12 protein-coding genes are annotated in these 17,509 nt (G+C 36.0%); 10 read left to right on the top strand and 2 right to left on the bottom strand.

All coding sequences use genetic code 11. The annotated features are described in order from the left end of the window. Positions 1 to 303: 303 nt before the first annotated feature. The 5 genes from FHT21_RS16755 (at position 304) to FHT21_RS16735 (ending at position 10,561) form a co-directional block, all read left to right on the top strand. Positions 304 to 3,621 (top strand): DUF4175 family protein, encoded by a 3,318-nt coding sequence (locus tag FHT21_RS16755; RefSeq protein ID WP_167295914.1) that lies wholly within the window; start codon positions 304 to 306, stop codon positions 3,619 to 3,621. 177 nt (positions 3,622 to 3,798) lie between these two features. Next, positions 3,799 to 4,236, top strand: coding sequence for an rRNA maturation RNase YbeY (ybeY, locus tag FHT21_RS16750; protein ID WP_167295913.1), 438 nt, complete (start codon positions 3,799 to 3,801; stop codon positions 4,234 to 4,236). Between the two features lie 664 nt (positions 4,237 to 4,900). Continuing rightward, a complete protein-coding gene (locus FHT21_RS16745) occupies positions 4,901 to 6,760 on the top strand; it encodes an ABC-F family ATP-binding cassette domain-containing protein (RefSeq protein ID WP_167295912.1) in 1,860 nt (619 codons plus the stop codon). Positions 6,761 to 6,930: 170 nt separating this feature from the next. Then, positions 6,931 to 8,793 carry a tRNA uridine-5-carboxymethylaminomethyl(34) synthesis enzyme MnmG gene (mnmG, locus tag FHT21_RS16740; RefSeq protein ID WP_167295911.1) on the top strand — a complete coding sequence of 621 codons (1,863 nt, stop codon included), beginning with the start codon at positions 6,931 to 6,933 and terminating at the stop codon, positions 8,791 to 8,793. A 121-nt stretch (positions 8,794 to 8,914) separates the two neighbouring features. Continuing rightward, positions 8,915 to 10,561, top strand: coding sequence for an Ig-like domain-containing protein (locus FHT21_RS16735; protein ID WP_167295910.1), 1,647 nt, complete (start codon positions 8,915 to 8,917; stop codon positions 10,559 to 10,561). A gap of 171 nt (positions 10,562 to 10,732) precedes the next feature. On the opposite strand, the gene FHT21_RS16730 is transcribed toward FHT21_RS16735, so the two are convergent. Next, positions 10,733 to 11,245 (bottom strand): gamma carbonic anhydrase family protein, encoded by a 513-nt coding sequence (locus FHT21_RS16730; protein ID WP_167295909.1) that lies wholly within the window; start codon positions 11,243 to 11,245, stop codon positions 10,733 to 10,735. A 98-nt stretch (positions 11,246 to 11,343) separates the two neighbouring features. Further along, positions 11,344 to 12,930 (bottom strand): L-aspartate oxidase, encoded by a 1,587-nt coding sequence (gene nadB / locus FHT21_RS16725; RefSeq protein WP_167295908.1) that lies wholly within the window; start codon positions 12,928 to 12,930, stop codon positions 11,344 to 11,346. Between the two features lie 396 nt (positions 12,931 to 13,326). Here nadB and nadA point away from each other — a divergent pair, with 396 nt between their 5' ends. The 5 genes from nadA to FHT21_RS16700 are packed head-to-tail and all read left to right on the top strand — an operon-like array spanning position 13,327 to position 17,463. After that, a complete protein-coding gene (gene nadA / locus FHT21_RS16720; protein WP_255524502.1) occupies positions 13,327 to 14,379 on the top strand; it encodes a quinolinate synthase NadA in 1,053 nt (350 codons plus the stop codon). A gap of 53 nt (positions 14,380 to 14,432) precedes the next feature. Further along, a complete protein-coding gene (locus FHT21_RS16715; RefSeq protein ID WP_190327028.1) occupies positions 14,433 to 15,662 on the top strand; it encodes a dicarboxylate/amino acid:cation symporter in 1,230 nt (409 codons plus the stop codon). A 53-nt stretch (positions 15,663 to 15,715) separates the two neighbouring features. After that, on the top strand, positions 15,716 to 16,756 hold the full coding sequence (thiL, locus tag FHT21_RS16710) for a thiamine-phosphate kinase (RefSeq protein WP_167295906.1): 1,041 nt from the start codon (positions 15,716 to 15,718) through the stop codon (positions 16,754 to 16,756). Beyond that, positions 16,757 to 17,203, top strand: coding sequence for a hypothetical protein (locus FHT21_RS16705; protein WP_167295905.1), 447 nt, complete (start codon positions 16,757 to 16,759; stop codon positions 17,201 to 17,203). A gap of 20 nt (positions 17,204 to 17,223) precedes the next feature. Further along, complete coding sequence (locus FHT21_RS16700) at positions 17,224 to 17,463, top strand: hypothetical protein (protein WP_167295904.1); 240 nt, start codon at positions 17,224 to 17,226, stop codon at positions 17,461 to 17,463. Positions 17,464 to 17,509 lie beyond the last annotated feature (46 nt).

Genomic DNA, 17,509 nt, shown 5'->3' with positions numbered 1-17,509 from the left:
AGAATACTAGTTTAAAATCTATGTAACCTTTGTATTAATAAAAACAAGATAAAGATTTTTAAATTAATGTGCTGTTTTTAGGTAAGTCAGTCTTTGTTCAATAAACCTGATAGTCGCGGAAATCAAAAGCTTTTTCCGCTTTTGTTGTAGCAAAAGCGGGATGATGGCCTCCATGAAACACAGGCCATTGTTTTCCAAATCAATCAAAAAACAAGGCTCGCTTGATAAACTATTTGAAATAAACGCGTTACCTTTCTATGGTTTCTTTCAATTGACTAGAACTATTTTTACATTTACGGTGATATGGTGAGCAATAACTACAGTGATTTATTACGGAAGATAGATGAGTTTATCCGCAAATTTTACCTGAATAAAATTCTGCGCGGGAGCATTTATGCCGCTACCATACTTTTAGGGCTATATCTCGTTGTTTTTTTAAGTCTTTATTACCTCAATCCAAGTGCTGCTTTTAAAACCTTTGTATTTTTTGCCTATTTACTTGTTGGGGCCTTACTTGTTGGCTTTCTGATTATCAAACCCTTGCTTTCGATGCTAAAATTGGGCAAACACCTTACTTTCGACGAAGCATCGGTTATCATCGGAAATCACTTTTCCGATATTAAGGATAAACTGTTGAATACCTTACAACTTCATCATTTATCCGAAAATCATCCTGAAAATAACCACCTCATTCTAGCCAGCATCGATCAAAAAATATTGGAGCTTAAACCTGTTCCTTTTTATACGGCCATTAGCATTAACGATAACCGCAAGTATTTAAAGTATCTTTTCATTCCCCTTTCTATTATTCTGTTAATTGCCATTATCGCACCCACTATTTTACGCGAAGGCACCAACAGTTTTTTTAAGTACGATGAATATATTGCGCCAAAAGCACCTTTTGCATTTACAGTTTTAAATAAAAACCTAACGGTTACACAAGGTGAAGATGTAACCATCAATCTAAAATTATCCGGTGATCAATTACCGGCCGAAATTTATGTAGAAGACGGTAAAAACACCTACAAAGCCGAAAAAGAAGGTACCACTAGGTTTAATTATCACATTAAAAATATCCAAACCGATAAAAAATTGGTTTTTAAAGGAGGTGGTTTTAGTTCTTCAGTTTTTACGGTTACAGTTAAGCCCCGCCCCGAATTGTTAAACGCAACGGCAACACTTACCTTCCCTGCCTACCTGGGTAAAAAACCTGAAACTATTTCGAATGTAGGCGATATACTTTTACCAGAAGGTACCCAGGTAAACTGGAATTTTAAGACTGAAAAAAGCAGTGCACTCCTATTCATAATAAACGGAACCGAAAACCTACTTAAAATCAATGATGATGCAGCAAATTTTAGGGCTACAATTAAAAATAATTCAAAATATAGCGTTACACCTAAAAACCAATACGTTACAATTAGAGATTCGCTTTCGCACCAAATTACAGTAGTTAAAGATCAGGCTCCGGCGATTTCTGTAGAAGAAAAATCAGATTCGGCTAGTACTAAAGCCTTGTATTTCAGTGGTCAGGTTACTGATGATTATGGTTTTAGCCGCTTAAGTTTTAAATACAACATCAAAGAAAATAACCGCATTGTGGGTACAGTTACCAAAAATATTGCCATTAAAAGCAATGCAACAGAAAATACCTTTTTCTATTTCTGGGATTTAAAAGCTGCTGCTGCCAAACCTGGTCAGGAGATTGAATATTATTTCGAAGTAGCCGATAATGACGGTGTAAATGGGGCAAAAGTTACCCGATCTGAAATCAAAACCTTTAAACAACCTACCAAAAAGGAAACCGCCGAACAGGTAAATGCAAGCAACCAGGCTTTAAAACAGAAAATGCAGTCGGCCATACGCCTGGCCAATACCATCGAAAAAGAAAGTAAAAAGGTGGCCGAAAGCCTCATCGATAAAAAACAGATTTCTTTTGAAGATAAAAAACAGATTGAAGCCCTTTTAGACAAACAAAAACAGCTTGATGAAGCTGTAAAAGAAATTAAGGAGCAGAACGATAAAAATATTCAGCAACAGGAAGACCAAAAACAAACGGAAGAGCTTCTGGAAAAACAAAAACAGATTAAAGACCTGTTTGATAATGTGCTGGATGAGAAAACAAAAGAACTTTTGCAGAAGCTGCAAAACCTCATGAATGAGAAAAATAAAGACCAAACGCAGAACGAGCTCTCAAAAATGCAACTGGACAATAAAACCCTCAAAAATGAACTCGACAGGATTTTAGAACTCTACAAACAATTAGAATTTGAACAAAACCTTCAAACCGATATCGATCGTTTAAATGAATTGGCTAAAGAACAGAAGGAACTTGCTCAGCAAACTAAAGATAAAAAACAGGATAATGAATCGTTAAAGCAAAAACAGGATGCGCTTAACAAGGAGATGAAAGATCTGAAAGATGATCTAAAAAAACTGGAAGAAAAAAATCAATCACTTGAAAGGCCAAATCCTTTCGAAAATCCTGAAAAAGATGTGCAGGATATACAAAAAGAACAGCAGGATAGTAAAGAAGCTTTAGACAAGAAGGATTCGAAGAATGCAAGCCAGAAACAACAAAAAGCTGGCGAACAGATGGAAAAACTATCCAAAAAAATGAGCGATATGCAGCAGCAGGGCGAAGAAATGGAAAACAACCTGAATGCCAAGGAATTACGTCGGTTACTGGAAAACTTATTGACCACCTCTTTCGATCAGGAAAAGGTAATGCTTGCTTTAAAGAAAATGACTGCGGCAGATCCATCTTATACCAGCAATGTTCAGAAACAGCGCAGCATTAAAGATAACCTTAAAACAATTGCCGATAGCCTATATAGCTTAAGCAAGCGTGTTCCGCAGATAGAATCGACTGTTAACGAGGAAATGAACAAGATTAATTTTAACCTCGATAAAAGTTTGGAAAGTTTGGGCGACAGAAGAACCCCAGAGGCTAACCGTTTTCAGCAATTTACCATGACCTCTATCAATAACCTAACCTTGATGTTAAGCGAAGCGCTAAGTCAGCTGCAAAATATGCAGAAAAACGGTAAGGGCGGTAGTGGAAAAAAACAAAAGCAAGGGATGAAGCAGCTTTCACAGATGCAGGAACAGTTGAACAAAAGTATGCAAAAGGCCAGGGAGCAAATGCAAAAATCGGGAGATAATCAAGGTAAAGTGGGCAAAGGGCAAATGAGCCAGGAGTTTGGTAAGATGGCCCAGCAGCAACAGATGATCCGCCAGGCGTTGGAAAAGATCAACCGTGAAGAGAACAAAGACGGTACAGGTAAAATGGGCAACCTAAACGAAGCCATTAAAGAAATGAAACAGACCGAGAGCGACCTGGTTAATAAACGTTTGCAGCAAGAAACCTTAAACAGGCAAAAAGATCTCTTAACAAAGTTACTTGAAGCAGAAAAAGCTGAACGCGATCAGGAAGAGGATTCAAAACGCGAAAGTAAAGCGGCGAAGGAGTTCCCGCCATCTTATCAAAAAATGGTGGATCAGTTTAAAAAACAGCAACAAAACGGTAGTGATATACTGCAGAAACTACCTCCAAGTTTAAATTATTACTATAAAAACAAGATCGCTGAATATTTGAAATCGTTGAATATGGAACGATAGCACTAGGAGGGCGTCATCCTGACCTGTAGCGCAGCGGAAAGCTACGCAGTAAACCGAGCCTTAAGCGACTCACCGAAGGTAATTTATTTCAGGGTCTTCGTTAAAAAGATGCTGAAACAAGTTCAGCATGACGGCTATTGGAATATTTCTTAAATTTGCAGCCATAAACACTACAACATGCCTGCAATATCGTTTTTCACAGAATCAGTTAGTTATAATCTCCCTCAGAAGCTTAAGATAAAGAAGTGGATTAAAGCTACGATTGAAAAAGAAGGCTTTAATTTGCAGGAACTCAATTTCATTTTCTGTAGCGACGAATACCTCTTGGGCATCAACCAACAATATTTAAACCACGATACCTACACCGATATCATTACTTTCGATAATTCTGAAGAAGAAAAACAGATTGTAAGTGATATTTTCATCAGCATTGAGCGCGTTAAAGAAAATGCCAAAACCTTCAAAACACAGGAATTTGATGAGGTTTGTCGCATTATGATCCACGGCACCCTGCATTTACTGGGCTACAAAGACAAAGGAAAAGCAGCTAAAACCCTTATGACCCAAAAAGAAGATGAGTATCTGGGTTACAGAGTGGAGGTTGGCTTAGTTTAAGCTACTATTTTCTTTCTAGCGGTGTCATTCTGATGGCTAATTTAATTGCTCTTTTCCCTATTCTTCCAATACGACCGTCATGCCGAACTTGTTTTACAAGTAGAAATAGTATTTCCAATTGTCTCTTAGCTACTATCTGGTCAGCATCGTTCATGTTATAAAGATCCACAGCTATCTGATCAGAAGGCCATGACTAATACAAACTAAAAAGCCAAATACTTCCTTTATTCTCGATTATTTTTATTGGCGTTCGTCTAAATGTTACTGGCGTTCGTCGATAATTACGCTCTACTGGTATAATACAGCAAATTTCCCTGCAACTTTTACTGTCTCCTGTAGTCTTATATTCAAAAAACAACAATTACATAATGCGCTAAAATTTTATATTCCGGCGATTATACAAAGATAAAGTTTAGTTTTAGTTAATGATTGAAGCAGCGGTGGAGCGAGTCCGACCGCTGTTTTCTTTTATACCCATCACCAAGATACTCAATAGCACACTGATTCTGGTATATTAAAATCGTACTTCCACAGCGATACAATAATCAATAATACGCCATTTTTAACCTGATCCAGAATGCTTTACAATTTGATTATGCCGTTCCAAATATTTTATACTTACTTTTGCACTAATTTTCCTTTATAAATCCGAAATACAAAAAAATTGAGCACACTAATTGCGGCAGAAGGCTTAGGGCATGGTTATCATGACGAATGGCTATTTAAAAATTTAACCTTGGGTATTAACTCTGGTCAGCGTGTAGCGTTGGTTGGAATTAATGGCGCAGGTAAGAGTACCCTTTTGAAATTATTGGTAGAAAGGTTCCCTCCGCTCGAAGGTAAAATTGTAAAAAATAAAGCTGTTAAAATCGGTTTTCTCGATCAAGAGCCACAATTTACTGAAGGTTTCTCTATTAGCGACCACATATTCTCGCTGGAAAATAAACAACAACAGTTGATTAAGGAATATGAAGAATTAATTGAAGACCCTAATCCAGACGAAAAAACGCTTAACCGTTTGTACGAAGAATTAAGCGAACACAATGCCTGGGAATATGAACATGAGATTAAAACCATTTTAAACAGAATGGGCATTACTCATCTTCAACAGAAAATATCTACCCTATCTGGAGGACAAAAGAAACGTTTAGCCCTTGCAAAACTTTTAATTGAAGATCCGGAAATTTTGGTGCTTGATGAGCCGACCAACCATTTGGATATAGATACCATTGAATGGTTGGAGAAATTATTAACTACCGGACAAAAAACAATTTTACTCGTTACCCACGACAGGTACTTTTTGGATAATGTTTGCAATACCATTGTAGAGCTGGATAGAGGAAAAATATTTAACTATAACGGAAACTATGCTTACTTCTTGGAAAAGAAAAGCGAAAGGGAGGCTTTAGACGCAACGGTTTTACACAAGAACCAACAGCTATTAAAGAAAGAATTAGAGTGGATGAGACGTATGCCACAGGCCCGAGCGACAAAATCTCAGGCCAGGATCGATGCTTTTTACGATTTGGAGGAAAAATCGAAGAAAAAGTCTGACAATCAGAGTATTACGTTAAAAATGAAGATGTCACGTCAAGGTGGGAAGATTATTGAACTAGAGCACATTCAAAAAGCATTCGACGGACGTCCGATCATCAACGATTTTAGCTATACCTTTAAAAAAGGTGATCGTATTGGCCTGGCTGGAAAAAACGGAACAGGAAAATCCACGCTATTAAATATTATTACCAGCCATTTGAAACCAGATGCAGGTAAAGTAGACACGGGTGAAACTACTGTTTTCGGCTACTACAAACAGGGCGGTTTAACTTTCGACCCAAAAGAGAGAGTAATCGATATTGTAAAATCAGATGCCGAATATATCAAGATGGCTGATGGTTCTGTAATTACTGCTTCTGCCCTATTAACCTTATTTCTCTTCCCGCCGAAGAAACAACATGGCATGGTTGAAAAATTAAGTGGTGGTGAAAAAAAGCGTTTGAACCTGATGAAAGTGCTGATGCAAAATCCAAATTTTTTAATTTTGGATGAGCCAACGAATGATCTTGATATTGATACCCTGAATGTTCTCGAAGAATTTTTAGAAAACTTTCCGGGCATATTAATGCTGGTTTCTCACGACAGGTACCTGCTCGATAAAATGAGTGATCAACTTTTTATCATGGAGGGCGAAGGTGTGGTTAAAATTTATAATGGCAATTATTCAGAATATCGTTTAAGTTTAGAACAACCCAAAGTAAAAACAGAAATCAAAAAAGCCCCTGCCCCAGTAGAACAAGTACCAGTTAAAACAGTAAAAAAACTAAGCTTCAAAGAGCAAAAAGAATTAGAAGATAGTGAAAAAGGTATTGCAGAAATGGAACACAAAATAGCTTCACTAAACGAAAGCCTGGTTAAAATTGATGCAACCGATTATGTAAAAATTCAAGAAGTCTCTAATGAAATAGAATTGCTTCAGGCAAAGCTTGACGATTTCACCATGCGCTGGCTTGAACTTTCAGAATAACAAAATCACAATTCAAAGCTATTTTCCGCGTTATGTTTCACGTGGAACATTAGCAATATAAACGACGTGTCATCCTGAGCATAGCCGAAGGATCGCTAAGTTTTTTTTTAATAATACTAACATACCATACTAAATGTTTCACGTGAAACATTTAATAAATACAAAATAAAATGTTTTCAAAATACGATTTGATTGTTGTTGGTGCCGGACACGCAGGCTGTGAAGCTGCTGCTGCTGCTGCCAATTTAGGATCATCTGTTTTATTAATAACAATGAATATGGGCACCATTGCCCAAATGAGTTGTAACCCCGCCATGGGTGGAGTAGCTAAAGGACAGATCGTTCGCGAGGTTGATGCTATGGGCGGTTATTCAGGTATTATATCCGATAAATCAACAATTCAATTTAGAATGCTCAACAAATCAAAAGGCCCTGCCATGTGGAGTCCAAGAGCACAGATTGATAGAATGCGCTTTGCAGAAGAATGGCGTTTAGCTTTGGAAAGAACACCAAATCTTGATATATGGCAAGACAGTGTAGTAGGCTTATTGGTGAAAGACAATACCGTATACGGTGTTAAAACTTCTTTAGGTATCGAGATAGAAAGTACAGCAGTAGTATTGACCAATGGAACATTCTTGAACGGTGTAATGCATATTGGAGAAAAGAAATTTGGAGGAGGTAGAACAGCTGAAAGAGCATCAACAGGGATTACTGAACAACTGGTAGAATTGGGCATGGAAGCTGGCCGAATGAAAACTGGCACTCCCCCGCGTGTAGATGGAAGAAGTTTGGATTATACTAAAATGGAAGAACAATGGGGAGATGAAAACCCAGGTAAATTTTCATACACTGATACGGAAGTTTCGACAGACCAACGTTGCTGCTGGATCACCTATACTAACGGAGATGTTCATGAAACCTTAAAAGAAGGCTTTGAAAAATCGCCGATGTTTACAGGAAGGATTAAAGGTTTGGGACCTAGATATTGCCCTTCAATTGAAGATAAAATCAACCGTTTTGCCGAACGCGACAGACACCAGATCTTTGTTGAACCCGAAGGATGGAACACTTGCGAAATTTATGTAAATGGTTTTTCAACCTCACTTCCGGAGGACGTACAATTTAAAGCCTTAAGGTTAATACCCGGTTTTGAGCAAGCAAAAATGTTTAGACCAGGTTACGCCATTGAGTACGATTTCTTCCCACCTACTCAATTGTCTTTAACACTAGAAACTAAATTGATCAATAATTTATTTTTAGCTGGACAAATTAATGGAACTACAGGATATGAAGAAGCAGCCTGTCAAGGTTTCATGGCAGGTATAAATGCACACCAAAAAATTACAGATAAACATGAACTGATCATGAAAAGATCAGACAGTTATATTGGTGTTTTAATTGATGACCTGGTAACGAAAGGAACCGAAGAACCTTATCGTATGTTTACATCAAGAGCGGAACACCGTTTATTATTAAGACAAGATAATGCTGATATCCGCTTATCTCCTATTGGCCATGAACTGGGCTTAATTTCTGATGAACGTTTAGAAAAAGTAAATCAGAAAATAGCAAATGCTGATGCTTTAGTTAAGTTCACCAGAAATCAAGGGATTGAAATGAGTGATGCAAATCCAATGCTCGAAAGTTTAGGATCGAACCCTTTAAACCAAAATGTAAAAATACATAGTTTGGTTGGCAGGCCTCATGTTGGTTTACCTGATTTGATTAAAGTGAGTAAACCTCTTGCAGAAGCAACAAAAGATTTGGATAACGAAACCATTGAACAGGCCGAAATCAAAATTAAATATGAAAGTTATTTTGAAAAAGAAAATGAAATTGTAGCCAAAATGCTGAAGATGGAAGACAAAGAAATTAAACCAGATTTTGATTACAATAAAATTGTTTCCATTTCAAAAGAGGCCAGGGAAAAATTATTTAAGATCAAACCACGTACTTTAGGTCAGGCTTCACGGATTTCGGGTGTTTCACCTTCAGATATATCGGTTTTAATGGTTTATATCAATAAGTAGCTGATAATCAATATTTTAACTATTTTAAAACAGACTTAAAATAAAGCGATATAAGCTAAAAAAAATATTTTTTAATGTTGTAGTTCCAAAAAGTATAAAAATCCGTCAGAACGTTTAAAATATGCCAAATTTAAAAACTCAGTATTTTAACCTTAAAAATTTAGCGGTTGTATTAGCCCTGCTCCTATTTTTTGGTTGTGCAAGTATCCAAACTCCACAAGGTGGACCAAAAGATACGAAGCCACCAAAAGTTTTAAGCATGACTCCAAAAAATCAAACCAGGAATTTTAATGCTAAAAAAATTGTAATCGAGTTTGATGAATATTTTAATCTTAAAGATGAGTTTAAAGAATTTTCCATTTCTCCCGATCAGGAAAAACTTCCTGAGTTAAAAAAGAGACAAAAAAGATTAGAAATTAATCTTAAGGATTCTCTGGAAAAAAATACTACCTATACTTTAAATTTCGGAAAATCCATAGCCGATGTTAACGAAGGAAATGTAGTTAAAAATTTATCTTATGTTTTTTCTACCGGCCCGGAAATAGATTCTTTATCATTAAGTGGCAAAGTAATCAATGCACTAAGTGACGAACCTGAAAAAGAAGCTACCGTGTTTATTTTACCTTTGGAAAGAGATACTATTTTTGGAAAAAAACGTCCATCAATTTACACCACTACTGATAGCGCTGGAACCTATAAATTAAATAACCTAAGAAAAGGTACCTATAAAGTTTATGCACTTAAAGAGAGTAGCGGTGGTGGCGATAAAATATACCAACAGATTTCTGATGAAATTGGATTTATAAAGGAGCCCATCGTCATTGATAAAAATATAGAAAACATAGATTTGCAAATCTTTAAAGAACTTGCTCCAGAATTTCGCGTATTAGATCGAAAACTAAATAATGACGGTAGTATATCAATTACATTCAATCAGCAGCTTAAAAGCCCTAAAATAACCATTACGGATCCACCAGCTGTAGACGTAGGAAAGTTTGTTCATTTCACTAAAAATAATGATACTGCCAAAATATGGCTAAAAGACTTAAGTTTTGATTCGGTTAAAGTTGCCATACAAGATCAAGGCAAAGTTTTACAGACTTTAAATTTTACAAGGGGTAAAAAAGATACTTATACACGCGATGTTGTTATTTCTGATAACTTATTGGGCGGCAAGTTAAACCCTTTTCAACAGTTAACCTTAAACTTCCCTTTTCCAATGGTTGCTGCAGATCCATCTAAAATCATCCTTTTAGAAGATTCTGTAAAACGGACAACTTTTGAAGTAGTAAAAGACAGTGTAGATTTTCTTAAATATTACATTAAATACCCCTGGAAAAATAAAAGGACCTACGATTTAAAATTAGCTGCAGGTGCTTTTACTGCTATATTTAACGCTAAAAATAAAGATATAACCAAACGTTTCTCGCTCGAAAGTCAAGATGCTTATACTACGCTGGTATTAAATGTAACTGTTCCAGATACTTCAAAAAGCTATGTTGTGCAGTTTCTAAATGAAAAAAAAGATATCATAAAATCTTTTCCGGTCAGCAAAAATACTAAAGTTACTTTTTCTAAATATCCAGCAGGCAAATATATGCTCAGGGTAATTTACGATGATAATAAAAATGGAATATGGGATACTGGAAATGTTAAAGAAGGGTATCAACCTGAAAAAGTTTGGTATTTAAAGGCTTTGATGGATTTAAAACCCAACTGGGAACGAGAAGATCCATTAGTAATACCTGCACCCCCTAAAAGTGATTAAATACTACTACATTACGTCATGCTGAATTTATTTCAGCATCTTTCTAGTATGATAGACCCTGAAATGAATTACCTTCGGTGAGCTCGCTTAAGGCTCGGTTTACTGCGTAGCTTTCCGTTGCGCTACAGGTCAGGGTGACGACTCTTAGTAATAAAATATAAATGAGGTCTATCACGTGGTAAACCACCCCGAATACATGATATAATTATCAGGCAGTTTATTCAATAAAGCCCTTTGCTCATCAGTAATGGGCTTTATTTTTTTTGCAGGTGTACCAGCATATAAATAACCCGTTTCGCAAATGCTGTTTTCTAACACAACAGAGCCAGCGGCAATAATACAGTACTCTTCTATAACAGCATGATCCATTACAATGGCACCCATGCCGATTAAAACATTATCCTTTACAGTGCAGCCATGTACTATGGCATTATGCCCAACAGATACCCTGTTACCAATATGTGTTGAGGCTTTTAAGTAAGTTGCATGAATTACTGCACCATCTTGTATGTTTGATTCATTTCCTATCGTAATAGCATTTACATCGCCTCTAATTACAGCATTAAACCATACTGAACATTTATCGCCTATTATTACATCACCCACTATTGTGGCATTCTCAGCAATAAAATTGTCTTTTCCAATTTCAGGGTATTTATCTTTTACAGGTAGTATTAAAGGCATAACTCTATTTTACGTCACCCTGAATTTATTTCAGGGTCTTTTAAGTATTGTATTTATGATATGTAGATGCTGAACTAAATTCAGCATGACGATACTATTTAAAAAACAGTATCTACCAATTCTTTGGCATGTTCAGGATAATCTGTAGTATAATGTAAGCCCCTACTCTCTTTTCTTTGCATGGCAGATTTTATGACCAGATAAGCAGTTTGAATTACATTTCTTAATTCGCAAAGTTTAACCGAAACCTTATTCTTCTTATAAAACTCTTCTGTTTCCTGATAAATTAAAAACAAGCGGCGATGTGCCCGCTCTAAACGAAAATCGGAACGAACAATACCTACATAATCGCCCATAACTTTTTGTAGCTCCCGAAGATTATGCGTTACCAATACATCTTCATTGCTTTGGGTAACACCTTTCGAATCCCACTCAGGAATATGATCCGGAATAACATTATTTTTGAAGTTCTCTATAGCATCCTGATAAATACGGTGAGCAAAAACAGTAGCCTCTAATAATGAATTGGAAGCCAAACGGTTAGCACCATGCAAACCTGTTGAAGAACACTCTCCACATGCATATAAGTTCTTAATTGAAGAGCGACCGTATTCATCAACCAGAATACCACCACACATATAATGAGATGCAGGTGTAACCGGAATATAATCTTTCGTCATATCTATCCCTATTGATAAACACTTCGCATATATATTAGGAAAATGTTTCAGAATGTCTGCCTTCTTACGCATGGTGATATCAAGGTAAACAAAATCATCACCCGATTTTTTCATTTCATTATCTACCGCACGGGCTACAATATCACGTGGTGCCAACGATTTACGCTCATCATATTCATGCATAAATTCCTCTCCATTCTTTCTCCTTAAAACACCACCAAAACCCCTTACAGCTTCCGATATTAAAAACGATGGATACTCTCCAGGATGATACAAAGCTGTTGGATGGAACTGAATAAACTCCATATTCCTCACTTTTCCTTTTGCCCGGTAAACCATTGCCATACCATCGCCTGTTGCAATAACCGGATTTGTTGTGGCCGAATACACATGTCCCGCACCACCAGAAGCCATCACAGTCACATTTGCCACAATCTTTTCCACATCGTTAAGCTCTGTGTTAAAGGCATATATACCATAACAGTTAATATCTTCGGTACGTTTATCCACAAACTCACCCAGGTGATGCTGGGTAATTAACTCTAGTGCAAAGTAATGTGTTAATATCTCTATGTTGCTATTCTCATGAATTTCTTTCAATAACACCCTTTCAATTTCGTATCCGGTGATATCTTTATAGTGCAAAACGCGGTGTTCAGAGTGCCCCCCTTCTTTGGCCAAATCGTAGAAACCTGAGTTGTCCTTATCGAAATTTATCCCATAATCAATGATCTCCTGAATACGCTGAGGCCCCTCTTTTACAACAATTTCCACAATTTTTTTATCACATAACCCATCGCCTGCAATCAAGGTATCTTCAATATGTTTCTCAAAAGAATCACCCTTATCTACCACAACTGCTACACCGCCCTGAGCGTATTTTGTATTCGATTCGTCTTCGTTCGACTTAGTAACAATTAAAACCTTACCAAACTTTGCTGCCTTAAGCGCAAAACTCAAACCCGCTATACCTGAACCAATTACCAGAAAATCTACTTTTCTCATTAATAAAAACATTTACTTTATCCACGATGTTAACAACTAGTTGGTAAATGTTAACTCTGTGTCTAAATTATCCTAACAAATAAATTTGAATGTTTAAAGCTACTCTAAAAAGACAATTTGCCACAATCTTTTAAGTAATTTTTGAGCACCTTTGTACAAGTAATTAACTTTTTACCCACTTATAAACAATTAACATTCCAGTATTGATAAAAATTGAGCGACTTTTCGATAGTGCTGAAAATCAAACTCATGATATTAGAGAAATGTAATCTAAATGTTAGTAAACGATTAACAACTTATATAAAAGAACTTTTTTTTGAAACTTGTCAACAATACTAACACACTAATAAACAAACAAGATTTATTTATTTAAAAATACTTATTAATTATTGAGACGTGGAAAGCTTTATCTTTGACCAACGTCAAAATTCAAAAAAGGAAAATTTTAAAATGAACATAGATGTCTTAGAAGAAATCAATAAAAAAGGTTTCGCAGAAGAGGAAATTGATCCTACGCTCGATCTTTTCGCAGAGATTGAGAAATTAAAAAAGAAAAAAAATGCCATAATCCTTGCACATTATTATCAGGAACCTGATATACAGGATATTGCGGATTATATTGGCGATAGTTTAGGCTTATCGCAAGAAGCTGCTAAAACAGATGCTGATGTAATTGTGTTTGCCGGTGTGCACTTTATGGCCGAAACGGCAAAGATTTTATCGCCTAATAAAACTGTTTTATTGCCAGATGTAAAAGCAGGTTGCTCATTAGCAGACAGTTGTCCGCCACATTTGTTTAGAAAGTTTAAAGAAAAATATCCAGATCACCTGGTAATCACTTATGTAAACTGCACGGCTGAATTAAAAGCTTTAAGTGATATTGTTTGTACAAGTACAAATGCGGTACAGATTGTAGAAAGTTTACCTAAAGACCAAAAAATAATATTTGGCCCTGACCGTAACTTAGGTGCTTATGTAGCAAAGAAAACCGGACGCGATTTGGTATTGTGGAATGGTGCCTGTATGGTACATGAGATTTTTTCGCAGGAGAAAATTACAAAGCTAAAAGAACGCCATCCGAACGCTAAATTTATTGCGCATCCGGAATGTGAAGAAGTGGTTTTAAAAATGGCCGATTATATCGGTTCAACTACGGGACTTTTAAAATACACCATCACCAATCCAGCTACTGAATTTATTGTGGCTACCGAAAGTGGAATTATCCACCAGATGGAAAAGGCAAATCCAACGAAAACATTTATTCCGGCGCCACCAAACAACAGCTGTGCCTGTAACGATTGCCCATACATGAAAAGAAATACTTTAGAAAAACTATATTTATGTATTAAAAATGGTTTACCAGAAGTAACTGTTCCAGAGCATATTATTGAACAGGCACGTAAACCGATCCAAAGAATGCTGGATATTTCGGCGGAACTGGGCTTGTAAAAATTTACAAACCTTACAGGTTTCTGAAACCTGTAAGGTTTATTGAAATATTTATGGAAAAAAGCAACATTCTTAAAAATTACTCGGGCTTACTATGGCTTTTGGCAGGTATAACTGTTGGAAGTATTGTGGGTTTAATTTTTGGGAAAAGCGTTGAAAGTATAAAACCATTAGGAGATATATTTTTAAACCTGTTGTTTACCGCAGTTATTCCATTGGTATTTTTTGCGGTTTCCTCAGCAATTGCAAATATCGATAGAACCAAGAAATTAGGAAGATTGTTAACCATCATGGTTTTGGTATTTCTTTCTACCATTCTTATTTCTGCAGTTTTAACCTTGCTTGCTACATGGATATTTCCTATTCATCAACAGTTAGGAAATTCGCCTTTACCAACTGAACCTGAGAAAATACAGTCGTTTGGTGAACAAATGACACAACTTTTAACAGTTGGTGAATTTTTCGAGATCGGAAGTAGGAAAAACATGCTTGCATTGATTATTTTTTCAGTACTGGTTGGTTTTTCTACGTTATATTCCGGGAAAGAGGGCGATGGCTTTAAGAATTTTTTGGTTTCGGGTAATGAAGTGATGAAAAAACTCATCATTTTGATTATGAAATTAGGACCGATTGGTTTGGGTGCTTATTTTGCTTACCAGGTAGGGGTTTTTGGCCCACAGCTTTTTGGAACTTATGCCAAAGCTTTAGGTTTGTATTACGGTGTAGGCGCATTTTATTTTATCGTCTTTTTCACCTTATATGCTTTTGTAGCAGGTGGATTTAAAGCCATAAAAGTATTTTGGAAAAATAATATAGTGCCTTCTTTAACTTCAATCGGAACCTGCAGCAGTATTGCCACTATTCCGGCGAATTTAGAAGGGACTACAAAAATGGGGGTACCAGCCTACATCACAAATGTGACGATTCCATTAGGTTCAACCTTGCATAAGGATGGGTCGAGTATCAGTTCCATTGTTAAAATTGCTGTTGTTTTTGCCATTTTTGGTAAAGATTTAGTACATGTTGATACCATTATTTTGGCACTGGGTATTACTGTTTTAGTAAGTATTGTGGAAGGTGGAATACCAAATGGAGGTTATATTGGTGAGTTATTAATGATCTCGGCTTATCAATTACCACCAGAAGCGCTACCACCAGCCATGATTATTGGAACTCTGGTTGATCCGATGGCTACTTTGTTAAATGCTACTGGCGATAATGTTGCGGCTATGTTAATTGCCCGGTTTACGGAGGGTAAAAATTGGATGGGGAATATTAAATAGATAATCCGTCACCCTGAACTTGTTTCAGCATGACGATAATTGTAATATAATTTATGTTTGAAAATAAAGAGCGTACAGATATTAATGAATTAGGCGAATTTGGGTTGATTAAACACCTTACAGCTAATTTTAAAATTAAAAACGATTATTCGGTAAAAGGTGTTGGTGATGATGCAGCTGTTTTAGATGCTAAGGGAAAACAGATCTTAATTTCGACCGATTTATTGTTGGAAGGAATCCATTTCGACCTGGCTTATGTGCCTTTAATGCATTTAGGTTACAAAGCTGTTCAGGTAAATTTGAGTGATATTTATGCCATGAATGGAAAAGCAAGTCAAATTACAGTTTCATTGGGTTTGTCGAGCAAATTTCCCTTAGAGGCTGTTGAAGAAATTTATAAAGGAATTGAGCTGGCTTGCAACAAATATAACATCGATTTAATTGGTGGAGATACTTCATCAAGCAAGCAAGGCCTGGTAATCAGTATTACCAGTATTGGTTATGCCGATGCAGATAAAGTGGTGTACAGAAATGGTGCTCAAGAACATGATTTATTATGTGTTTCTGGCGATTTGGGCGGTGCTTATTTAGGCCTGCAAATTTTAGAAAGAGAGAAATTAATCTATCTGGAAAATCCACAGATACAACCCGATTTAGAAGGTAAAGATTATATCATCGAAAGACAATTAAAACCAGAAGCAAGGATGGATATTGTTGCACTTTTAGATGAAATGAATATTAAGCCAACATCGATGATCGATGTTTCGGATGGTTTGGCTTCCGAAATTTTGCATTTGGCAGAACAATCAGGTAAAGGAATAACCATTTATGAAGAGAAAATTCCTTTAGATCCAATGACTTATGAAACTGCCCGTGAATTAGGTTTAGATCCAACAGTTTGTGCATTAAGCGGTGGTGAAGATTATGAGTTATTATTTACCATTAGCCAGGATGATTATAAAAAACTGAAACATGATGTAGATATTACCGTGATTGGGCATGTTACCGATAAAAATTCTGGTTGTAAAATGGTTTCTAAATCAGAAAAAGTACACGAGCTGAAGGCTCAGGGCTGGAACGCTTTTAATAAGTAAATGAAAATATTCACTTATGATTCGAAAAGACCAGCAATTTATTTAAGTGTTGGTCTTTTTATTTTTTCGTTGATTAGACCAGCCTTTGTTTTTGATGGCGGTAGAGGTCTGGAATCTGATCAATCATTTATCTATTTGCTAATTGGTGGAATCGGATTATTTGGTGGTGGTACTGCAGAATTTTTAATTTGGCTAGCTAACCCATTTTATTTCATAGCATTATTTTTATTTGCAAAAAATAAAAAGGTATCCATATTGTTTATTCTGATTTCCAGTTTATTGGCCATTTCTTTTTCGAGTTGGGAGGAAATATTGATTTCTGAAAGTGGATCCAACGGAAAAATAGTATCATTTTCTTCTGGTTATTATTTATGGGTTACAAGTATACTTGTTCTCTGTTTTGGAATTATATATTATTTTGGTAAGCATAGATCAAAGATAGATTAACCAAATCACAAGCTTTTAATATGGCATATAAGGTACTAATAGCTGAGTTAAATACAGGGCATGTATATAATACAAAATTGGAATTGTTCTTAGGAATTGGTGAGACTCTTAGCTACTTTGATCATTATGAAGAAGCTATAAATTATTCTGATTCAATTGTAAATAATAATCCAGCGTTAGAATGTTGGATTAAAGACGAAAAGGATATCATCTTGAGATATAAAAGCATTAATGAAGAGAAATTATTTGATTTGCATTAAGATTGCCTACCTGTTGCAGATGGGTATCGTCAGCAAAACATTTTTC

Origin of the sequence: Pedobacter sp. SG908 (genome assembly GCF_011759615.1) — a bacterium.
GTDB lineage: Bacteria > Bacteroidota > Bacteroidia > Sphingobacteriales > Sphingobacteriaceae > Pedobacter > Pedobacter riviphilus.
The sequence above is the reverse complement of the archived record's forward strand: the minus strand, read 5'-3'. Positions and strand labels throughout refer to the sequence as shown.